The sequence below is a fragment of the Flavihumibacter sp. ZG627 genome (assembly GCF_000814325.1).
Taxonomy (GTDB): Bacteria; Bacteroidota; Bacteroidia; order Chitinophagales; family Chitinophagaceae; genus Flavihumibacter.
In genome coordinates, this window is the sequence record NZ_JPHF01000005.1 from 61,760 (window position 1) to 81,874 (window position 20,115).

A 20,115-nucleotide genomic window follows, 5' to 3' on the forward strand; every position below is an offset into this window, starting at 1 on the left:
GCTTATTGACTTTGATATCATCCTGCTAACTTTTCATTCGCAGCTGGGCCAGTACAAAACAAAAGATCGAGGATAGACAAGTCCGGGATGAATCCTACCCTGTCCTCAAACACCTGTCTATACCGGATTACTCCATCCTGATTTCCTGATAATCGAGCAAGTGCTGAGGGACGAATATGATTTCTCTCATCCACCATTTCTGCGCCGTTGAAACGCTCCTGCATTTCACCTTTATTATGCAGATCTACCATCGTTAACCCAACCTTTTTACCTAAACATTTCTCCATCCATTCAAAACAGGCAAAGTTCCAATCTATCAAAAACAGAAAAGGTCTTGAGTATAAATCTGCCAATTCGTCGCGGTAATATTCAAAGTAAGGACTTCTGTTATAACATGATATTATGGCTCGTAAATGTTCAGTAGGCCATCTGCCAGATACAATCTTCAAGTCGCGATATAGTTGCTTTTCATTTCGGGAATCACTTACCGGTATAGACAGCGAAAGCCTTCCATCAGCTCCGGCAAGCCACAATCGGTTACGAAAGCTCATTTTGGAATGAGACTCATATAAATGAATTATGACATCTTTATAATTATATACATTTATATACCAATTAACACTTGCAAAATACTGTAAATCAGTTATTAATACTCTTGAATTACTCATGGTCGTCATACATTTTTAAAATAGCACATATTTATCTGAATAATTGAATATTTCCCTTTAAAAAAGAACTTAAAATAAATTGATTTATGCTATTATTATTTGTTAATCAATTAAATGAACATAAAACTTAAATACTAAATTTTATAGTTACTGAATATTTACTTTAAAAGGGAGATACTTAGTGTGCTTCCCAAAATTATTGGCGTTAAAGATAGTCCAATATTACAAATTGAATTTGCTGATAATTGACCTTTCCCCTATTTTGCTGGTATTATGATCAAACAGAAACGTACTCGCTTAAAATGGCTTAAATTGATAATGCTAGCACTCCCTATTCTGGTAATGGTAGGTTGCCGGCAACCCCAGATACCCGAATACCAGGCTTTTGAGAACTTCAGGATCAATTCAATGGGATTAAAGGAATCTGTCGTTTCGGCAGACCTTAAGTATTATAATCCAAATGATTTTGCCCTTCAACTTAAAGGAGCTGATTTGGGTGTTACGCTAAATGATAAAGCTGTAGGGAGAAGTGTTTTGGATACGCTAATTATAATACCCAGGAAAGACACCTTTTTATTGCCCGTTAAAATGAAGGTGGATATGAAACAGCTATTCAATAATGCACTTGCATTATTAATGAATTCGGAGATTGACGTTAAAGTAAATGGAACAGTTAAATTGGGGAAGTCGGGGGTGTTTTTTAATATGCCCGTTAACTATTCGGGTAAGCAGCAGGTACAATGGTGATGTGGAGGGATGGAGAGATGGAGGGATGGAGGCAACCTTATCGCAGGTTACCAGCATTAAAAAAGCTACCGAATGCGGTAGCTTTTTTAGTATGATTTATCAATGCCTATTGATTATTGCCTGTTGTCCATTGCGATTTATTGCTTCATCCCTCCCCCGTCTTCCGGTTTTTTACAACACTTCGGGAGCTTTTTATAGCTCTCCTCATTGGCTGTAACATCATCGGCATCATAACCAACATTGGCAATGGCCGTTTTAATGTTTTCGACATTGGTACGATCGGTATAAAAGCTCACCTTAGCCTGTTTGCGCTTATAGTCAACTGTTGCTTTGGTGACCCCATCTTCCCTCAACAGGAAGGATTCTATTTTCTTTTTACAACTCTCACACTGAACCGTAGGTGTACTTATGGTCACTGTCTGAAGGGCTTTTTTCGCCTGGGCCATACCTGTGCCCCCAATGGCAAATAGGGCCAGAACCAACATAAAAATCTTCTTCATTAAAATTATTTTGAGCTAATTTACTAAACTCCTGCCCAGCTGGCCGGGTCTTCGCGCCAATTTAACAATATGGGTTCTAAAGATGCACTAATTATTCCCTTCTCCAATGCAAGTTGTATAAGATTGCTGTAGTTGGTAAGTGAACGGTAAGGTACACCTGAAGCCTGAAAAGCCTTGTCAGCCACAGCAAATCCATATGTGAAGATAGAAACCATACCTACCACCTCTATGTTAGCTTGCCGCAATACATCCACTACTTGCAGACTGCTCTTTCCTGTAGATATAAGGTCTTCAATGACTACAACCTTCTGACCTGGCTCATAATATCCTTCAATTTGGTTACCGAGACCATGCTCTTTGGGTTTAGGCCGTACATAGATATAGGGAAGCTTTAACTGATCGGCTGCCATTGCCCCCCAGGCTATCCCTGCGGTGGCTACTCCGGCCAGCATATCGGCCTCAGGGAAAGACTCAAAAATGATATTGCACATTTCGGATTTAATGAAATCACGCACATAGGGAAAGGATAGAACCCGCCGGTTATCACAATAAATAGGACTTTTCCAGCCGCTGGCCCAGGTAAATGGATTGTCGGGACTCAACTTCACTGCGTTACACTGTAACAACTTCTCAGCAACAGCTTTTTCGTTTGACTTCATAGTATCTTTATTTTTAAACCGCCGCAAAAATACCCATAGCCTTTATGTACATCAAAATCTATTTTGGCGAAAAGCCTCTTTTCTTATGTGATGAGATTACCCCTGACCTGGAGCCTTATCTCCACCATGATGATGCAGTTTTCATTGACGAATTTTCTACTCCGGCGTTAAAATCGATGATTTATGAAATGGATCTCCCACATATTCATGCAGGTATATTAAAACATAATGACCTGAAAGCGCTGAAAATGGCATTCTGGAAAAAATTCACGCTTATCAAAGCTGGAGGTGGAGCAGTGTGGGGCGAAGATGGTGCACTGTTATTTATTTTCAGACGGGGTAAATGGGATCTGCCAAAAGGCAAACTGGATGAAGGAGAAACAATTGAACAATGTGCCATCCGTGAGGTGGAAGAAGAAACAGGACTTCAATATCCTGTTATAACTAAGCCTTTAATCACTACCTATCATACTTATTATGAAAGTGGTAAGCATATTCTGAAGGAATCTTTCTGGTTTGAAATGAAAGTGGATGGGAAACAGGTACTCAACCCCCAAACAGAAGAAGATATCCATGCCATCAAATGGTTAATGCCCTCCGGTTGGAAAGACATCATGGAGAATACTTTCCCAAGTATCAGGGATGTTCTGGCTGAATTGAAGAAGGGGTAATAGAGTCCCGATCTTTCCTTTTAAGAATTGTTACCGTTATTCTGCTTATGCATATCAGTTTGCCTTGCTCGTCTTCAATGCGGATTTCCCAAACCTGGCTAGTTGCACCGCGGTGCAGGGCTCTTGTGGTACCAATTACATACCCTGACCTTGCACTTTTTACATGATTTGCATTGATCTCCATTCCAACAGCAATGAACTTTGAACTGTCCACACTCATCGCTGCTCCAACACTACCCAATGTTTCGGCAAGGGCCACAGATGCTCCTCCATGGAGGAGGCCATAAGGTTGCCTGGTACGATGATCAACAGGCATACGTGCACTGATATAATCCGGACCTACTTCAATCCATTCTATACCAAGGTGATCGCCCATTGTGTCTGTCGATAATAAGCGTAGCTGCTCGATGTTGAGCCCGGGATCGAACCAAATAACGGACATGATTAGCTGCTTTTTTGTAAACTATTAAATACAACATCGGGAATGAATGGTGAGGCGTCGCCATTATTACGAATAATATCGCGTACAATGGTAGAGGCCACAGATGTGTATTTAGGCTCACCGGTGAGGAAGATAGTTTCAATTTTTTTGTCCATAGTACGATTTGCATCTGCAATCGTCTTCTCATATTCAAAATCACTCACATAACGGATCCCTCTCAGTATGAACTGTGCACCAATATCCTGGCAGAATTTTATTGTAAGTCCCTCATAAATAGCTCCTTCAACCTGTGGTTCTCCTTTGAATATTTCTCTGATCCAGAGTAACCGTTGTTCGGGTGAAAACATAGGTGCTTTGGCTGCATTAAGTCCAATGCCGATGATAATCCTGTCAAATAATGGAAGCGCCCTCGTAACGATGTCCACATGACCAAGGGTGATAGGATCAAATGTGCCGGGAAACAAGCAAATACGCTCCATAATCAGAATTTGTGTAAATAAATTTTTGAATGCTACAATTCTTTACGACTCACCTCTGCCTGCCAACAGGTATAAAACTGCCATACGGACGGCTACACCATTTTCCACTTGTTGCAGAATCAGGCTATGATGGCTATCAGCCACATCACTGTCCAGTTCAACTCCGCGATTAATAGGACCTGGGTGCATTATCAGTATCTCCTTGTTAAGGTTATCGAGCATGCTTTTTTTAACGCCATAGGCCAGATTATATTCACGTAGGGATGAGAACAACACCTGGTTCTGTCGTTCCAGTTGTATCCTCAGCACGTTGGCAACATCACACCACTCCAATGCTTTTTTCAGGTTGTACTCTACCTTAACATCAAAAGCCTCTGCCATATGTTTGGGGATCAGTGTGGGAGGACCGGCTACCATAACCTCGGCTCCCATTTTTTTAAGAAGGTAGATATTACTGAGGGCAACCCTTGAATGCATAATATCTCCAATTATGGCAATCTTACTACCTTCCAGAGTGCCTAGTTTTTCACGGATTGAAAATGCATCAAGGAGTGCCTGTGTGGGGTGTTCATTGATACCATCTCCTGCATTTACAATGGCGGCCGGAATATGTTTAGCAAGAAAATGAGGGGCACCGCTGGCACTATGGCGCATAACAACCATATCAACTTTCATGCTTAGGATATTGTTAACCGTGTCTAACAAGGTTTCGCCCTTAGAAACTGAAGAGCCACTGGATGAAAAATTGATGGTATCGGCGCTAAGCCTTTTTTCGGCAAGCTCAAAGGATATCCTTGTTCGGGTGGAGTTCTCATAAAAAAGATTGACTATTGTAACATCCCGAAGTGAGGGTACTTTCTTGATAGGTCTCTGTAATACTTCCTTGAACTGTGTGGCAGTGTCTAAAATAGTCTGGATATCCTGCGGTAGAAGGTCTCTAATGCCAAGAAGATGTTTTGTACTAAGTTGCATTAGGGTGCAAAGTTAATTGTTACAGTAATACCACTTCATCCTTTCCTTCATTTTCCTGCCAGCAGACTTTAACTTTCTGCGAAATGATAGAATCTATGGCTTTACCGGAGTAGTCGGGTTGGATAGGTAACTCTCTGCTGAAGCGCCTGTCGATAAGTACACAGAGCTCAACTTTACGGGGACGGCCAAAATCTAGGAGTGCATCCATGCCTGCCCTGATAGTGCGGCCTGTATATAAAACGTCATCAATAAGAACCACATTTTTTCCCTCAATGGAAAATGGGATATCGGTTTGATTTGCAATATGAAGCTCGTTTCTGACATCATCACGGTAGAAGGTTATATCCAGAATTCCATATTCCAAACTGGTACCGGGAGCAATGGCTCTGATCTCTTTAGCAATACGATTGCTGAACCATACCCCACGGGGCTGGATGCCTATTATGCAGGTATTACTGAGGTCATCATTATTTTCGAGAATCTGGTGACTAAGCCGCTTGATGGTTATGGCAAGCTGCTGATCACTTAGTATGGTTTTCAATTCGTCAAATTTCAGCTAAATTAATGTATCGTCAATTTAAATAAAAAAGGACCGCAAGCGGCTCTTTAAAAAAATATCCGGAAAATTTCATAACCGTATTATTGGGCCCTTCCATCTAGACTGAAATTATAACCTAATCGCAATCCAAAATGATTTAACTCATCTCCATCTTTTGAAGCACTCTGATATCTAAAGCCAATATCAAATGCCTGGTTTATCACAGAACCCAATCCCACTGCCCATGTGAATGCAGATTCAGAATCCGATTCACTTTCACCTATAAATTCCATTCTGAAATTATAGATACCCAAGCCTGATTGAGGCTCCACATAAAAACTATTAAAATTCTGGCGATATCCTGCCAGTAAAGGAATAATGGTGAAATTTCCATCTACTTCAAAATCATCATTCCAGCCCAACGATGTGTATCCTGACGTGAATGTAACCTGGCCGTTGGTGCCCACACCAAGTAATCCTTTGACATAGCCGCCGAATCCGGTATTTACTCCATCTTTAAAATCTCCTGTAGGAAACGCAATATCGGCCCCGATTCCAAGCTGATTATGGCCTTTCTGAGAAAATTAAGGAACGGCAGAAATGGTAATAGCAGATTATCAACAGCTTTTCATACGTGTTGGATTAAGGCTTATATGTTTAAATTACCATATGAATATACGAATTACATTGAATAATAAACGCATGTATAAGCTAGTTAATTGTCTGTTGGTTTGATTGTGTCTATGGCATTACTGAAAACATATTATCAGAATTTTCACAATAAAAAAAGAGGCTCATCAAAAATGATGAGCCTCCCCTTGCCAATAAAATATTCAGATTCTATAGATGAATTTGGAATCCAACTCCCAGACCAAACATATTTGTTCTTCCATCAATATCTTTAATCTTAGTGGAATTATAAAACGCTTTAATTTCCAAGGCTGTATTATCCGTTAGGAATATCGCAGGTCCAGCGGAAATAGTAAAACCGTTATAATCAGTTTTTTCCTCATCACCCTCACTCTCCTCTTTGGTTGAACCAAAACCATATGATGCATCACCGAACAATTTAATATTATCGGAAAGCGGCAAGAAATAATAGCGGATGAAAGGTGAAATTGATGTAGAAGTTGACGTTGCTTCAAATTCGTTAAATTTCACTTTTGTACTCCCTATTTCAACTCGAATACCTCCGGCGAGATTATCAATAAAGAAATAACCAACGTTAGGATTAAATGCAAGTGTTGTAGTTTTAATATCAAACTCAGATGTTTTGGCCGACGCAAATTGTGCATCGCCACCAATCATCAACCTGCCAGTTTCAGTCTGGGCAAAAGCAAATGATGATACGAGAAAGAAACATGTGGTAAAGGTTATTAGTTTTTTCATTTGAAATGTTTTAATGCGGCATTGAACGCTAGAAATCATTTGTTTATTTCGTTTTTTTTTTAAAAAAAACGATCTCGATAAGTATTTGATAGATTTTTCTTCAATTCTCCAGTCCTTATGTCCTTTGTTATAATTCAAATGGCAAAAAAGCTGGCATAGCAATTTATAAACTCATTCACCATTACAAGTTGTAAGTAAGGATATGGCAAAATTTGGTACTCGGTGCCATTACGGCTTCTAATAATGTGGCGTCAATTGTAGTAGCCATCTTCGGAATTGATTCTGTAAAATCAGGTTTATTTCGTTCTGATTTAACCTTCAATCTCAAAGAAAAAAAAGCCCCTCATTTCTGAGAAGGCTTCTTATAATGTAAAAATTTATTAGAAATTAGGATTCCTGCAGGAATGGGTACCCGAAATCTATTGGTGGATTAAATGTTTCTTTGATAGTTCTCGCACTCAGCCATCTATAAAGGTTCAGCATTGAACCAGCCTTGTCATTTGTACCACTTGCACGAGCACCTCCGAAAGGTTGCTGACCTACAACTGCTCCTGTTGGCTTGTCATTTATATAGAAATTACCAGCAGCGTTTCGAAGTTTGCTGGTAGCGAGTTCAACTGCACTGCGATCAACCGCAATTATTGATCCGGTTAACGCATACGGGGATGTACTGTCTACCAGGTCAAGTGCTTTTTCAAATTGGTTGGCATCATACACATAGATTGTCAGAACTGGTCCGAACAATTCTTCGCACATGGTAACATATCTGGGATCTTTAACCTCAATAACTGTTGGTTCAATATAAAATCCTTTTTTCTTATCGCAGTTTCCACCTACCAGGATCTTCGCTTTTCTATCTTTCCGGGCATTATCAATATACTTCTTAAGTTTATCGTAGCTTTTCTCATCAATAACTGCATTCACAAAATTGGTGAAATCTTCCACGGTTCCCATCTTCATACGAGATACCTGATCAATAAGTTTTTTCTTAACTGCTTCTGCAATATTGGAAGGGATATATGCCCTTGATGCTGCTGAACATTTCTGTCCCTGGTATTCAAATGCCCCACGGGCAAGTGCTGTTGCAACAACATCAGGATCTGCACTTCTATGTGCGATAACGAAATCTTTACCACCGGTTTCCCCAACTATTCTGGGGTAGCTTTTATACTTTGGCATATTAGCTCCAATTGTTGCCCACATATGATTGAATACTCCCGTAGATCCGGTGAAATGTACGCCTGCAAAATCTGGATGATTGAAACATGCTTCACCAATAGTAGGCCCATCAACATAAACAAGGTTGATAACACCGTCGGGCAGCCCTGCTTCCAGGAGAATGCGCATAAACATTTGGGCAGAATAAATCTGTGTATTGGCAGGTTTCCAAACAATTGTATTACCGCACATAGCTGCGGAGGTAGGCAGGTTGCCTCCAATAGCTGTGAAATTGAAAGGGGTAACTGCCAGTACGAATCCTTCCAGTGGTCGCCATTCCATACGGTTATGCATACCTGCTCCGCTAATCGGCTGTTGCTTATAAATTTCACTTAGGAAATGAACATTGAAACGAAGAAAGTCAATGATCTCGCATGCACTGTCAATCTCTGCCTGGTAAACATTTTTGCTTTGTCCAAGCATAGTTGTACCGTTCAGATATGGGCGATATTTTGTGGCGATCAGGTCAGCGGCTTTAAGAAATATTGCGGCACGTTCTTCCCAACTCATTACAGACCAGGATGCTTTTGCTTTTAGCGCTGCATCAATCGCTTGCTGCACATGTTTCTTTTCTCCGGCATGAAAATAACCAAGAACATGATTTCTTTCATGAGGAGGATGGATACTTACTTTATTTCCGGTACGCACTGCTCTACCTCCAATGTACATTGGTATATCCGCTTCTTTTTTCTTAAGCTCAGCCAGCACTTTTTTAAGTGTTGCTTTCTCAGGTGAACCGGGAGCATAATTTAATACCGGCTCATTGGCGGGCATAGGATATGAGAAATAACCTAAACTCATGTTAGATTTTTTTATTTGTTAATTAGAAGGTACTTCGTCAGCCTGGCTCATCAGATAAGCTTTAATAAAACCATCCAGTTCCCCATCCATAACCGGTTGAACGTTACCCACTTCAAAATCTGTTCTGTGGTCTTTAATCATTTTATAGGGATGGAATACATAACTCCTGATCTGGCTACCCCACTCGATTTTTTTCTTGGTAGAGTTGGTTGCATTCTTAGCTTCTTCCCGCCTGCGTAGTTCTTCCTCATAAAGGCGGCTTTTCAACATCTGCATTGCTTTTTCGCGGTTACCCAGTTGGGTACGCTCCGTTTGGCAGATAACCACAATACCAGTGGGAATATGCGTTAGCATCACTTTTGTTTCAACCTTGTTTACATTCTGTCCACCTGCACCCCCACTCCGGGCCGTTTCCATTTTTACCTCACTATCCTTTATTTCTATCTCAATGGTATCATCTACCAGCGGATAAACAAAAACTGAAGCAAATGATGTATGCCTCCGTGCATTGGAATCAAAAGGGGAAATACGAACGAGACGATGTACGCCACTTTCTCCTTTGAGGAATCCATAAGCAAAGGGACCATCAAACTGAAAGGTTGCACTTTTAATACCAGCCCCATCACCATCCTGCCAATCGAGTTCAGTAACTGTCCAGCCCTGTTTTTCACCGTACATTCTGTACATGCGTGAAAGTATCTGGGCCCAGTCCTGGCTTTCTGTTCCTCCTGCCCCACTATTGATCTGAACAACAGCAGGCAATTCATCTTCAGGTTGGTTTAGTGAGCTCTTGAATTCAGCCTCTTCAATCATCTCCTGAGCCTTGTCATAAGCCTCTTTCACTTCCTCTTCAGATGTTTCACCAGCTTTCCAGAAATCATGCAGGATAGCAAAATCTTCCACGGCCGTATCAACATTGTTGAACAGTCCGAGCCAGTATTCCTGAACCTTAATCTCTTTTAATATGGCTGTGGCCCGCTGGTTATCATCCCAGAAGCCGGAGGCCAGGGTTAGTTGTTTGTCTTGCTGGAGTTTGTCGTTTCTGTTAGCGACGTCAAAGAAACCTCCTTAGAACCGAAACCCGCTCCCGTAATGTTTTCAAATTTTCTTGTGTCATAGAGGTTGCAAATATATTGTGAAAAGACCTATTTTCATGGCATCAAATGTTAACACTATGAAGAAACTCTCCATCCTTATCACCACTTTGCTGGTGCTGGCCTTTGCTCCGGTTATGTTTGCAGTGGCAACTGAACCCCTAAAGACTTCTACAGAAAAACCGGTCACCAATCCCGACCTGGCTGCCCAGGCCGAATTGGAAAAAGCAGTTGCAGAATTTAACGGACTGAATAAAAAAGAAAAAAAGAGCCGTTTCAAGGAAGTCAAAAAAATGATAAAAGATCTTAAGGCTGATAAAAAAGCCGGGCGGTTAATGGATGCCGACACCAACCTGATTTTGTTAGCTATCCTGGCAATTCTACTTCCACCTCTGGCTATTTACCTGAAAGAAAGAGCCCTGACCTGGAAGTTTTGGGTGAGTCTGATTTTAATCCTGCCGATCTTCTTTGGTGGCTGGTATCTATGGCTAGCCGCGGTTATTCTCGCGCTTCTTGTTGTTTTTGATGCAATCTGACAACTTCATAATTCAGGGAGTGGTAACCACCGCTCCCTTTTTTATTTCCTTCCTGCGTTAAGGCTTTCCTAAAGGTTTAGGAATTAACATATACTGTAATACAGTAAGTGTTGGCCTTCGTAAATTGCACTGTTTATCATTAAAGTCACTATGAAGCGATTGAATTTATACCTAGGATTAGTGCTTCTCTCCCTTTCGCAACTGCTCCCGGGTTGTGCACAGAAAGAAAACCCAAATAAAAGCATGAGTAATGATGTCGCCTATGCCGGTTACAGGCCCGGTACTGATACTGCCACCCTTGGTGCAGGATGTTTCTGGTGTGTGGAAGCATTATTCCAGCAATTAGATGGTGTTCATAAAGTGACTTCTGGTTATTCAGGAGGCCATGTGAAGAACCCAACTTACGAGCAGGTATGTGCAAAGAATACAGGTCATGCAGAGGTTATACAGATCGTATTTGATCCTGCTATAATTACGTTTGATGAACTTCTGGAAGTTTTCTGGCAAACACATGATCCCACCACACTTAACAAGCAGGGTAATGATGTTGGCCCCCAATATCGGAGTGCTGTATTTTATCACAATGAGGCGCAGAAAGAAAAAGCATTATATTATAAGGACCAGCTGAATAAAAGCGGTGCATGGAAGGATCCAATTGTCACAGAAATAGCGCCTTTTACAGGATTCTACGTAGCAGAAGCGGAACACCAGAATTATTATTTAAACAATGGCGCCCAGCCCTATTGTTATTTTGTTATTCGTCCTAAAGTGGAAAAATTTGAAAAGGTATTCCGCGATAAATTGAAACGCACAAACCAGGCTCAAACGAAGAAACAATAGGAAAAAGCTTCTATTGTTTATTTAACCTTATTATTCCCACCGCATTCATAAGTTTCATTACTATGTAAGTTGGGTCCATCTCAAACCATTTACGCGCAAAGTTTGGATTGGTGCCCTGCTTGTGATGATTGTTCTGAAACAATTCTCCGAGCAGAAATATTCCCCATGGCTCGGAGTTTTTTGAATGGTCGCCATTCTCATAATTCGCATATCCATATTTGTGACCACACCAATTAACTATTGCACCCTGTATTGGACCCATCAGGAAATGTATTGGCAACAACAGGAACCACCAAAAACTTGGTGCGAAAAATACATATACCAGCGTATAAATTATCCCGAAACTCAATCGCACTATCCAATGATCTGCAAAGCGATCAAGCTTTTCCCAAACAGGAAGGTATTCTTTAGTGAATTGCTCTTCCGGCATATTTGTGCGCGTCACGAAACTATTATAGATATTCCGTGTATGCATCATCATCCCCCATACATCTTTGAAAAAATGCGGACTATGAGGATCTTTCTCTGTATCACTATAAACATGATGCATTCGATGCATAACACCATAAGCCCGGGGAACAAGATATGATGAACCCTGTGTGATCCATGTACCCAGATAAAATATTTTCTCCCAGGTTTTACTTGTAGTATACATCTGGTGGGAACCATATCGATGCAGGAAAAAAGTGTGGAAAAACAAAGAGAGGAACCAATGTGTAAAGAAGAAAATGAGAATAACTGCCATACTGCACTATTAAAGACAAAAATTAAGGTGCAAAGTTACAACATTAAAATAAATTTATCGAGTTAAAACTGTAGTCCGGAGCTCTAAAAGATTAAGTGCATTTGGATAAAATCCTGATACTCCGGGTTGTACTAACCGAATTACCTCATCATACCATAAAGGAACTACAGGCGCATCATTTATTAATATAGCATCCATTTCCTGGTATAAAGTATATCTACTACTATCATTTGGTTCCTGCAGCGCTTTTTCATATAATTGGTCATACTCTTTATTCTTATACCGCGTATAATTTGGTGGGGCTGGATTCCTTGAATAAAATACACTGAGATAATTTTCTGCATCAGGATAATCTGCGATCCAGCTGCCGCGAAAAAAAAACGCCGTCCCCTGTGCAGTTTGTTCAAGTAAGAGGCTTTTCTGTACCACTTCCACTTTGACAATAATACCAATCTCTTCGAGCTCACGGGCTATATAACTTGCAAGGTCTGCATATATTGGAATTGTTAACAGGGTGATGGAAGGCATTTCCTTACCATTGGTGAACCCAGCCTTTCGTATCAATTCTTTTGAGCGCTCCGGATCATATGAATATCCCTTTACCTTTTCCGCATTAAAGGAAGGTAAACCAGCAGGTATAAATCCACTTTCCGCGGCGATACCAATTGAATTACGCAGATAGAGCATCATTTTTTTTCGGTCAAATCCGTGGTTGATTGCCTGCCTTATTTCGCGGAATCGCAATGGAGAATTTTTTACAGCAGGGTTTGCGCTCTCAACAAGGATACCAAGATATTCTGTATTAAGGTATGGATACTTTGAAAGGATAATTCTCCCCTTCCATTCTTCTCGCAATTGTCCGCGCTTGTTCAGAACCTCATCTTTAAAAGAGGGATCAATATCATTTATAAAATGCAATTTTTTCTGTCTGAACAGAAGAAATTCAGTTGCTTTACTATCATAAAAGCTAACCTTGATGCCAGCAAGATAAGGCAGTCTATTTCCGACACTGTCAATTTCAAAATAGTTCTCGTGTTTTCGCATTATGAGCGACTGTCCTTCTTCCAAAGCTATGAACCGGAAGGGTCCCGATCCAACAGGGTGGTCGCGGAATTTATTACCATAATGTAAAACAGCTTCCTCTGGAATAATTGAACAATATTGCATGCTTAGTATACCCAGAATTGGAGGAAAGGGACGGATCAGTTCAAGCTGAAATACTGAATCATTTAAAGCCCTGAAACCATTCTTTCTCTTCACGCGATCATTGAATATCCATGCCCCACTGCTTGAGGTTACCGGGTCCATAATCCTTTTGAGACTGTATACGACATCCTCTGCAACTAGTTTCCGGCCTTTGCTTTTGGGGAAGCAATCATTATCATGGAAGAAAACATCAGTTCGGAGGTAAAAAGTATATGTAAGACCATCTTCAGAAATCTCCCAATGGCTGGCTACTGAAGGTTTTATTTTCAATGCTGAATCTACCTCTACCAATGTGCTGTATAATTGGTGGACAGCCCACATGATACTTTGATTCTTAGAAAACGCCGGATCTAAGGAAGCAATTCCCGATGATTCATTATACAGAAAAAAACCTTCTTCCTGCTTCTCGGTACTACTGCAGGAAACCAGGAAAACAAACAATCCAACGAACAACAGAATTAAACAGTTATGTTTATTTTGCATCTATGCAACTTACATCAATCGCCAGATCATTTATCACATCCCTTATTACATTTTCTATTGCATTGGCTGCTACAGCCCAGATCGGAACAGGGAACGCCATTCCAACAAGGCAGGATAGTCTTCGAGGCAGTATTAATAATGAACGTTCATGGTGGGATGTAACACGCTATGATATCAGTGTTACGCCCAACTTTGCCGGCAAGACCATCAATGGTAAGGTAATCATGAAATTTACAGTCAAAGAAATAGGGAATATGATGCAGATAGACCTGCAGCACCCCATGCAACTAAATGAGGCTGTTCTAAATGGAAAGGAATTGAAGTTCAACAGAGAGGGAAATGTATATCATGTCAACATAAACGAGGTCCTGGAAAGGGGTTCTTTACAATCTATCAGTTTATCATTTTCTGGAATACCTACTGAGGCTATCAGGCCTCCCTGGGATGGTGGATGGATCTGGCGCAAAGACAGTCGTGGTAATCCCTGGATGAGTGTTGCCTGCCAGGGAATAGGCGCAAGTGTTTGGTACCCCTGCAAAGACCATCAGTCTGATGAACCTGAAAAGGGTGCATCACTTGCTATTACTGTACCTCCCGGGCTCACAGGGGTGGGTAATGGCAGATTGCTCAAAACTGACTCCATGCCCGATGGTAGCAGCACCTGGTACTGGGAAGTGACTAATCCCATTAATAATTATAATATCATTCCATATATAGGAAAATACGTTCACTGGAGTGAAAAACATGAAGGGGAGAAAGGAATTCTCGATCTAGACTATTGGGTGCTTGAGGAAAACCTTGATAGCGCAAAAAAGCAATTCAGCCAGGTACATCCAATGATGACATGTTTTGAAAGCTGGTTTGGTGCCTATCCATTCTATGAAGATGGTTATAAGTTGGTTGAATCACCACATCTGGGAATGGAACACCAGAGTGCTGTTGCTTATGGTAATAAATTTAAGAATGGCTATCTGGGACGCGATCTTTCAGGATCAGGCTGGGGATTGAAATGGGATTTTATCATAATCCATGAAACTGGCCACGAATGGTTTGGCAACAATATCACTACAAATGATATTGCAGATATGTGGGTGCATGAAAGTTTTACCAATTATAGTGAAACCCTTTACACTGAATGCCAGTATGGAAAAGAGGCAGGAAATGATTACCTGGTGGGCATCCGCAAAAATATTAAGAATGATATCCCAATTATAGGAGCTTATGGAGTAAACAGGGAAGGAAGTGGCGATATGTATTATAAAGGATCCAATATGATCCATAATATCAGGCAGGTGATCAATGATGATCAGAAATTCAGGTCATTGCTGCGCGATATGAATAAGAAATTTTACCACCAGACAGTCAGTTCTTCAGTATTGGAAAAATATATTAGTGATTATTGTGGAAGAGACTTGTCGAAAATTTTTGACCAGTATCTGAGAACAACACAGGTTCCGCAACTTACTTACAAACCCAAAGGCAAAAAAATGCTTTACCGATGGGAAAACACAGTTCCTGGATTTGAAATGCCTGTTAAAGTGTTTCTTGATGGTAAGGAAACCTGGTTATCAGCAACTACATCCTGGAAAAAGAAAAAGGGAAATCCGGCTACCCTCAAGGCAGACAGGAATTTTTATATTACCCTGAAAAAAAGTTAATCGGTTTTTATGGCTAATTTATAATCTTCCTGCACCAATAAATCTGCGCCTGAAATAATCTTCGTTAAGATCACTTATTATTACACCACTTGACGTTGATGCATGAACGAATTTGTTGTTAGTAAGATAAACGCCTACATGAGAAACACCACCGCTTGTATTAAAGAAGACAAGGTCACCTTGCTGCAGGTATTCAACCGGAATTTTCTGACTCCGCTCGAATTGCTCTCGCGAAGTCCTCGGCAGTGTTTTGCCATACACAGAATTGGCTAAATTGCAGGTAAACCCTGAGCAATCAATACCACTTCGGGTAGAACCACCATACCGGTACCTTGTTCCATACCATTGCTCGATAAATTGAAGCAGTGATAAATTGTTGAGATTCTCAACCGTTTCATTTAACATCACTGCGTATTTAAACTGAAGTTCAGTACTGCTTTCAATATTGGTATATAAACCAGAAGTATTTTTGGATGATGGCCCATTAAGCATCCCGGTATTAGCCTCATTACCACTTCCAGGTGCTTCGGCCCCCGGCGTCATATTAATTGATTCGATAAATCTGGGAGTTGAGTGCCTGGTACGCTTCACTGTAGAAGAAACCCTGCCATCTGCATTTTTTGAAATGCCGCAGGCAGATGCAGTTATGCATACTGCCAGAACATATATGATTTTCTTAAAGGATATCTGTTTTGCCATGGGATGAATTGGTGCAAAAATAACGCTTTTTGATTTTATGGCCGAAAGGGGAAAATTTGTTACTTGCAGGTCTATGTCCAGCTTCTCACATCTTCATTGTCATACGCAATATTCGCTGCTAGACGGTGCAGCTTCTATACAGTCACTATATAAAAAAGCGGTTAACGATAAAATGCCCGCTATTGCCATTACCGATCATGGTAATATGTTTGGTGCATTTGAATTTGTTGCGGAAGCGTATAAGCATAAGGGAGAGGATGGGAATCCACTTGTGAAACCCGTGGTAGGATGCGAATTCTACGTGGTAAAGGACAGGCATCGAAAAACTTTTACTAAGGAACAGAAAGACCAGCGATTTCACCAGGTATTACTTGCAAAAAATGCAGTTGGTTACCAGAATTTGATAAAACTGACATCTCTGGGTTTTACAGAGGGGATGTATAGTAAATACCCTCGTATCGATAAGGAACTTATAGAAAAATATCATGAAGGTCTAATAGCAACAACCTGTTGTATCGGAGCATATGTTCCGCAAACAATATTAAATGAAGGTGAAGATGCTGCGGAGAAAGAGTTCAAATGGTGGCTTGAAATGTTTGGGGAAGATTATTTCATAGAACTGCAGCGTCATGCAATGAAGGAGCAGGAAATCATCAACCAGAGCCTGCTGAAGTTTGCAAAAAAATACGGGGTGCCCGTGATTGCTACCAACGACAGTCACTATACAGATAAAGATGACGCAAACGCACACGATATTCTTCTCTGTATCAATACAGGTGAAAAACAGAGCACGCCGGGTTTTGACGATTTCGTGAATGATGATGCCAATATCCGGAACAGGCGATTCAAATTTCCCAACGACCAGTTTTATTTCAAGAGCACCGATGAGATGAAAAAGCTCTTCAGCGATGTTCCGGAAGCAATTGACAATACCAACATGATCGTGGATCGGGTGCAATTGCTTAACCTGAAAAAAGATATCCTCCTCCCTGCCTTTCCCATTCCAAAAGAATTTCAGGTGCATGGAGATTCCAACCTCAATCAGTGGGAGTTTCTGCGTCACCTGACATATGAAGGGGCACGGAACCGCTACAACGACCTTACTCCTGATATCCAGGAGCGGCTTGACTTTGAATTGTTCACCATCAAAACAATGGGGTTTGCCGGGTACTTCCTCATCGTGAGTGACTTTATACGCGCCGGACGTGAGTTGGGCGTATTTGTTGGTCCGGGCCGGGGATCGGCAGCGGGTTCGGCAGTAGCTTATTGTATAGGTATAACTAATATCGATCCGATTAAATACAACCTTCTTTTCGAGCGTTTCCTGAATCCCGATCGAAAAAGCATGCCAGATATTGATACTGATTTTGATGATGATGGCCGGCAGAAGGTTATCGATTACGTTGTTCAGAAATATGGTAAGAACCAGGTGGCTCAAATCGTTACCTATGGTACTATGGCCGCCAAAATGAGTATAAAGGACGTGGCTCGGGTTCTTGACCTGCCTCTTTCCGAATCAAATGCGCTCGCCAAGATGGTACCTGATAAACCCGGAATCGAACTTCGCCGGGTCTTGAAAGCTCCTCTAACAGTAAAAGATGGTCCAAAATCATTAGAGGAAAAAGAGCAACTTCAGTCGGAGGACCTTGATAATGTGAAAAAATTGCGGGAGATCTACAATGGTACCGATATCCGCTCACACGTTCTCAAAGAAGCAGAACGCTTAGAAGGCTCAGTTAGGAACACGGGCTTACATGCGGCAGGAATTATCATCGCACCAGATGACCTGATGAATATTATTCCGGTTTGCACCGCAAAGGATTCGGAATTGCTGGTAACGCAGATAGAAGGTAGCATCATTGAGGATGCAGGTGTTATCAAGATGGACTTCCTTGGGTTGAAAACCCTAACCATCATCAAAAATGCTCTTGCATTGATCAAGGCCAACCACGGTGTAGAGATCGAGATTGATGAAATTCCGCTGGATGATCTGAAGACATTTGAATTATATCAGCGCGCTGATACAATTGGGACCTTTCAGTTTGAAAGTCCCGGAATGCAGAAATATCTCCGTGACCTTCGTCCCGACCAGTTTGCCGATCTGATTGCTATGAACGCGTTATATCGTCCTGGTCCGCTGGCATATATCCCCAATTTCATCGACAGGAAACATGGTAAAGAGGCAATCTCCTATGACCTGGAAGAAATGAAAGAATACCTGGAAGAAACATACGGAATCACGGTGTATCAGGAACAGGTAATGCTACTGGCGCAGAAGATCGGTGGATTTAGTAAGGGCGATGCTGATGTCCTTCGAAAGGCGATGGGTAAAAAACAAAAGTCAGTACTTGATAAAATGAAGGCTCAGTTTGTAGCAGGTGCCGTTCAAAAAGGCCACCCGGCCGATAAACTTGAAAAAATATGGACCGATTGGGAGTCATTCGCACAATATGCCTTTAACAAATCACATTCAACCTGCTATGCATTTGTAGCCTACCAGACTGCGTACCTGAAGGCTCATTACCCCTCAGAATATATGGCAGCGGTTCTGAATAACGCGGGCAGCATTGAAAAGATCACATTCTTTATGGAGGAATGTAAACGAATGGGGCTTGAAGTATTGGGACCTGACATAAATGAATCATTGAAGGGTTTTGCCGTAAATAAAGGTGGTGCCATCCGGTTTGGACTGGGTGGACTGAAAGGTGTTGGAGAAGCCGCTGTAGAGGGTGTAATAAGTGAACGCCAGCAAAACGGCCCCTTTACTTCCATTTTTGATATGATCAAACGGATCAATCAGAGAGCAGTAAACAAGAAAACCCTGGAAAGTCTTGCCTATGCAGGAGCATTTGATTGTTTTCCTGAATTGCACCGTGCACAGTATTTCCATATTCCTGCCGGTGATACCTCTACCGGGTTAGAAAAGATAATCAAATTCGGAAATGTTTACCAGGCGCAATCGCAGGGCAGTACTAATACTTTATTTGGTGACCTGCCAGCAGTTTTAGACCTGCCTTCACCAAAGATCCCTGCCTGCGATGAATGGTCGCTCACCGATAGGCTCGATCATGAAAAAGAAGTAACGGGTATCTTCATGAGCGGCCATCCGCTAGATCATTTCAAATTCGAAATGCGCCATTATAATATTATGTCACTGGCAGATTTTAATGAAGTTGCCGAAAATCCGCTTCTTCAGGCAAGTGGAAAACAGTTCCGTTTGGCCGGATTAGTAATAGAAGGTCAGCACCGCATGACCCGCACAGGGAGAAATTTCGGATCCCTCACTCTGGAAGATTATTCCGGCAAAACTGAAATTATGCTTTGGGGGGATGATTATATGCGGTTCAAAGATTACCTGGATAAAGGGAAAAACCTTTTTGTAGTGGGCAGTTTTCGCTCGAGATTCAATAGTGAAAAATATGAATTCAAAGTGGAGCGAATAAACCTGCTTGAAACCATTAAGGCGTCACTGACCAAACAATTGGTGCTTTATGTTGAACCCAGGCATCTTTCAAATGAAATAATAAGCTTTCTGGAGAACAATATTAGAAAATTCCCTGGCAAAACAGGTCTGCGTATAAATTTGATGGAACAAAGGACTCAATCAATAACAAGCCTTTATAGTATAGAAAATGGTTTGGAAATGAATGACGAATTGACCGATTGGTTACTGGATATGCCAGAAATGGAAGTAAAAGTGGATACAAATTAACAGCACTTAACAATTAGGGATGTCATAACAGCTCATTTAAACCAAGGGAACTATTTTT

The 20,115-nt window shown here is 41.2% G+C and carries 20 protein-coding genes; 6 read left to right on the forward strand and 14 right to left on the reverse strand.

Annotated features, from left to right (window positions below; all coding sequences use genetic code 11):
• Positions 1 to 17: 17 nt before the first annotated feature.
• Positions 18 to 668 carry a WbqC family protein gene (locus HY58_RS11960; RefSeq protein WP_039132244.1) on the reverse strand — a complete coding sequence of 217 codons (651 nt, stop codon included), beginning with the start codon at positions 666 to 668 and terminating at the stop codon, positions 18 to 20.
• A gap of 318 nt (positions 669 to 986) precedes the next feature.
• On the opposite strand from HY58_RS11960, the gene HY58_RS11965 reads away from it, so the two are divergent.
• Positions 987 to 1,415, forward strand: coding sequence for an LEA type 2 family protein (locus HY58_RS11965; RefSeq protein WP_172644654.1), 429 nt, complete (start codon positions 987 to 989; stop codon positions 1,413 to 1,415).
• 137 nt (positions 1,416 to 1,552) lie between these two features.
• Here the strand turns inward: HY58_RS11965 and HY58_RS11970 are convergent, their stop codons facing one another.
• Entirely contained in the window at positions 1,553 to 1,915 is a 363-nt protein-coding gene (locus HY58_RS11970) for a heavy-metal-associated domain-containing protein (protein WP_039132249.1), read from the reverse strand.
• 23 nt (positions 1,916 to 1,938) lie between these two features.
• Positions 1,939 to 2,574 carry an orotate phosphoribosyltransferase gene (pyrE, locus tag HY58_RS11975; protein WP_039132251.1) on the reverse strand — a complete coding sequence of 212 codons (636 nt, stop codon included), beginning with the start codon at positions 2,572 to 2,574 and terminating at the stop codon, positions 1,939 to 1,941.
• 44 nt (positions 2,575 to 2,618) lie between these two features.
• Here pyrE and HY58_RS11980 point away from each other — a divergent pair, with 44 nt between their 5' ends.
• Positions 2,619 to 3,245 (forward strand): NUDIX hydrolase, encoded by a 627-nt coding sequence (locus HY58_RS11980; RefSeq protein ID WP_039132254.1) that lies wholly within the window; start codon positions 2,619 to 2,621, stop codon positions 3,243 to 3,245.
• Here the strand turns inward: HY58_RS11980 and HY58_RS11985 are convergent.
• From HY58_RS11985 to prfB, 8 genes are all read right to left on the reverse strand, one after another.
• Positions 3,211 to 3,687, reverse strand: coding sequence for a hotdog fold thioesterase (locus tag HY58_RS11985; RefSeq protein ID WP_052324081.1), 477 nt, complete (start codon positions 3,685 to 3,687; stop codon positions 3,211 to 3,213). The genes HY58_RS11980 and HY58_RS11985 overlap by 35 nt on opposite strands.
• 2 nt (positions 3,688 to 3,689) lie before the next feature.
• Positions 3,690 to 4,166, reverse strand: coding sequence for a pantetheine-phosphate adenylyltransferase (gene coaD, locus HY58_RS11990; RefSeq protein WP_039132256.1), 477 nt, complete (start codon positions 4,164 to 4,166; stop codon positions 3,690 to 3,692).
• Between the two features lie 42 nt (positions 4,167 to 4,208).
• Complete coding sequence (locus HY58_RS11995) at positions 4,209 to 5,138, reverse strand: aspartate carbamoyltransferase catalytic subunit (protein WP_039132259.1); 930 nt, start codon at positions 5,136 to 5,138, stop codon at positions 4,209 to 4,211.
• Between the two features lie 19 nt (positions 5,139 to 5,157).
• Positions 5,158 to 5,679 carry a bifunctional pyr operon transcriptional regulator/uracil phosphoribosyltransferase PyrR gene (pyrR, locus tag HY58_RS12000; protein WP_039132261.1) on the reverse strand — a complete coding sequence of 174 codons (522 nt, stop codon included), beginning with the start codon at positions 5,677 to 5,679 and terminating at the stop codon, positions 5,158 to 5,160.
• 98 nt (positions 5,680 to 5,777) lie between these two features.
• Positions 5,778 to 6,230: an outer membrane beta-barrel protein gene (locus HY58_RS12005; protein ID WP_082022160.1), complete on the reverse strand. Its 453-nt coding sequence runs from the start codon at positions 6,228 to 6,230 to the stop codon at positions 5,778 to 5,780.
• Between the two features lie 286 nt (positions 6,231 to 6,516).
• Entirely contained in the window at positions 6,517 to 7,065 is a 549-nt protein-coding gene (locus HY58_RS18915; RefSeq protein ID WP_052324082.1) for a porin family protein, read from the reverse strand.
• A 387-nt stretch (positions 7,066 to 7,452) separates the two neighbouring features.
• The gene (pruA, locus tag HY58_RS12015; RefSeq protein ID WP_039132267.1) at positions 7,453 to 9,084 is read right to left on the reverse strand and encodes an L-glutamate gamma-semialdehyde dehydrogenase; all 1,632 of its coding nucleotides are present in this window, start codon (positions 9,082 to 9,084) and stop codon (positions 7,453 to 7,455) included.
• 18 nt (positions 9,085 to 9,102) lie between these two features.
• A protein-coding gene (gene prfB / locus HY58_RS12020) for a peptide chain release factor 2 (protein WP_371197912.1) occupies positions 9,103 to 10,201 on the reverse strand; the annotation gives its coding sequence in 2 pieces (ribosomal slippage) (positions 9,103 to 10,149 and positions 10,151 to 10,201; 1,098 coding nt in all).
• A 57-nt stretch (positions 10,202 to 10,258) separates the two neighbouring features.
• On the opposite strand from prfB, the gene HY58_RS19755 reads away from it, so the two are divergent.
• The gene (locus tag HY58_RS19755) at positions 10,259 to 10,714 is read left to right on the forward strand and encodes a YqaE/Pmp3 family membrane protein (protein ID WP_216593803.1); all 456 of its coding nucleotides are present in this window, start codon (positions 10,259 to 10,261) and stop codon (positions 10,712 to 10,714) included.
• Positions 10,715 to 10,864: 150 nt separating this feature from the next.
• Positions 10,865 to 11,554: a peptide-methionine (S)-S-oxide reductase MsrA gene (msrA, locus tag HY58_RS12030; protein ID WP_039132273.1), complete on the forward strand. Its 690-nt coding sequence runs from the start codon at positions 10,865 to 10,867 to the stop codon at positions 11,552 to 11,554.
• A 10-nt stretch (positions 11,555 to 11,564) separates the two neighbouring features.
• Here the strand turns inward: msrA and HY58_RS12035 are convergent, their stop codons facing one another.
• Both HY58_RS12035 and HY58_RS12040 read right to left on the reverse strand, forming a co-directional pair.
• Complete coding sequence (locus tag HY58_RS12035; RefSeq protein ID WP_039132274.1) at positions 11,565 to 12,299, reverse strand: acyl-CoA desaturase; 735 nt, start codon at positions 12,297 to 12,299, stop codon at positions 11,565 to 11,567.
• Between the two features lie 54 nt (positions 12,300 to 12,353).
• Complete coding sequence (locus tag HY58_RS12040) at positions 12,354 to 13,988, reverse strand: ABC transporter substrate-binding protein (RefSeq protein ID WP_039132277.1); 1,635 nt, start codon at positions 13,986 to 13,988, stop codon at positions 12,354 to 12,356.
• Between the two features lie 2 nt (positions 13,989 to 13,990).
• Here HY58_RS12040 and HY58_RS12045 point away from each other — a divergent pair, with 2 nt between their 5' ends.
• The gene (locus HY58_RS12045) at positions 13,991 to 15,646 is read left to right on the forward strand and encodes a M1 family metallopeptidase (protein ID WP_039132279.1); all 1,656 of its coding nucleotides are present in this window, start codon (positions 13,991 to 13,993) and stop codon (positions 15,644 to 15,646) included.
• Between the two features lie 18 nt (positions 15,647 to 15,664).
• Here the strand turns inward: HY58_RS12045 and HY58_RS12050 are convergent, their stop codons facing one another.
• The gene (locus HY58_RS12050; RefSeq protein ID WP_082022156.1) at positions 15,665 to 16,345 is read right to left on the reverse strand and encodes a C40 family peptidase; all 681 of its coding nucleotides are present in this window, start codon (positions 16,343 to 16,345) and stop codon (positions 15,665 to 15,667) included.
• Between the two features lie 73 nt (positions 16,346 to 16,418).
• On the opposite strand from HY58_RS12050, the gene dnaE reads away from it, so the two are divergent.
• The gene (gene dnaE, locus HY58_RS12055; RefSeq protein WP_039132281.1) at positions 16,419 to 20,057 is read left to right on the forward strand and encodes a DNA polymerase III subunit alpha; all 3,639 of its coding nucleotides are present in this window, start codon (positions 16,419 to 16,421) and stop codon (positions 20,055 to 20,057) included.
• Positions 20,058 to 20,115 lie beyond the last annotated feature (58 nt).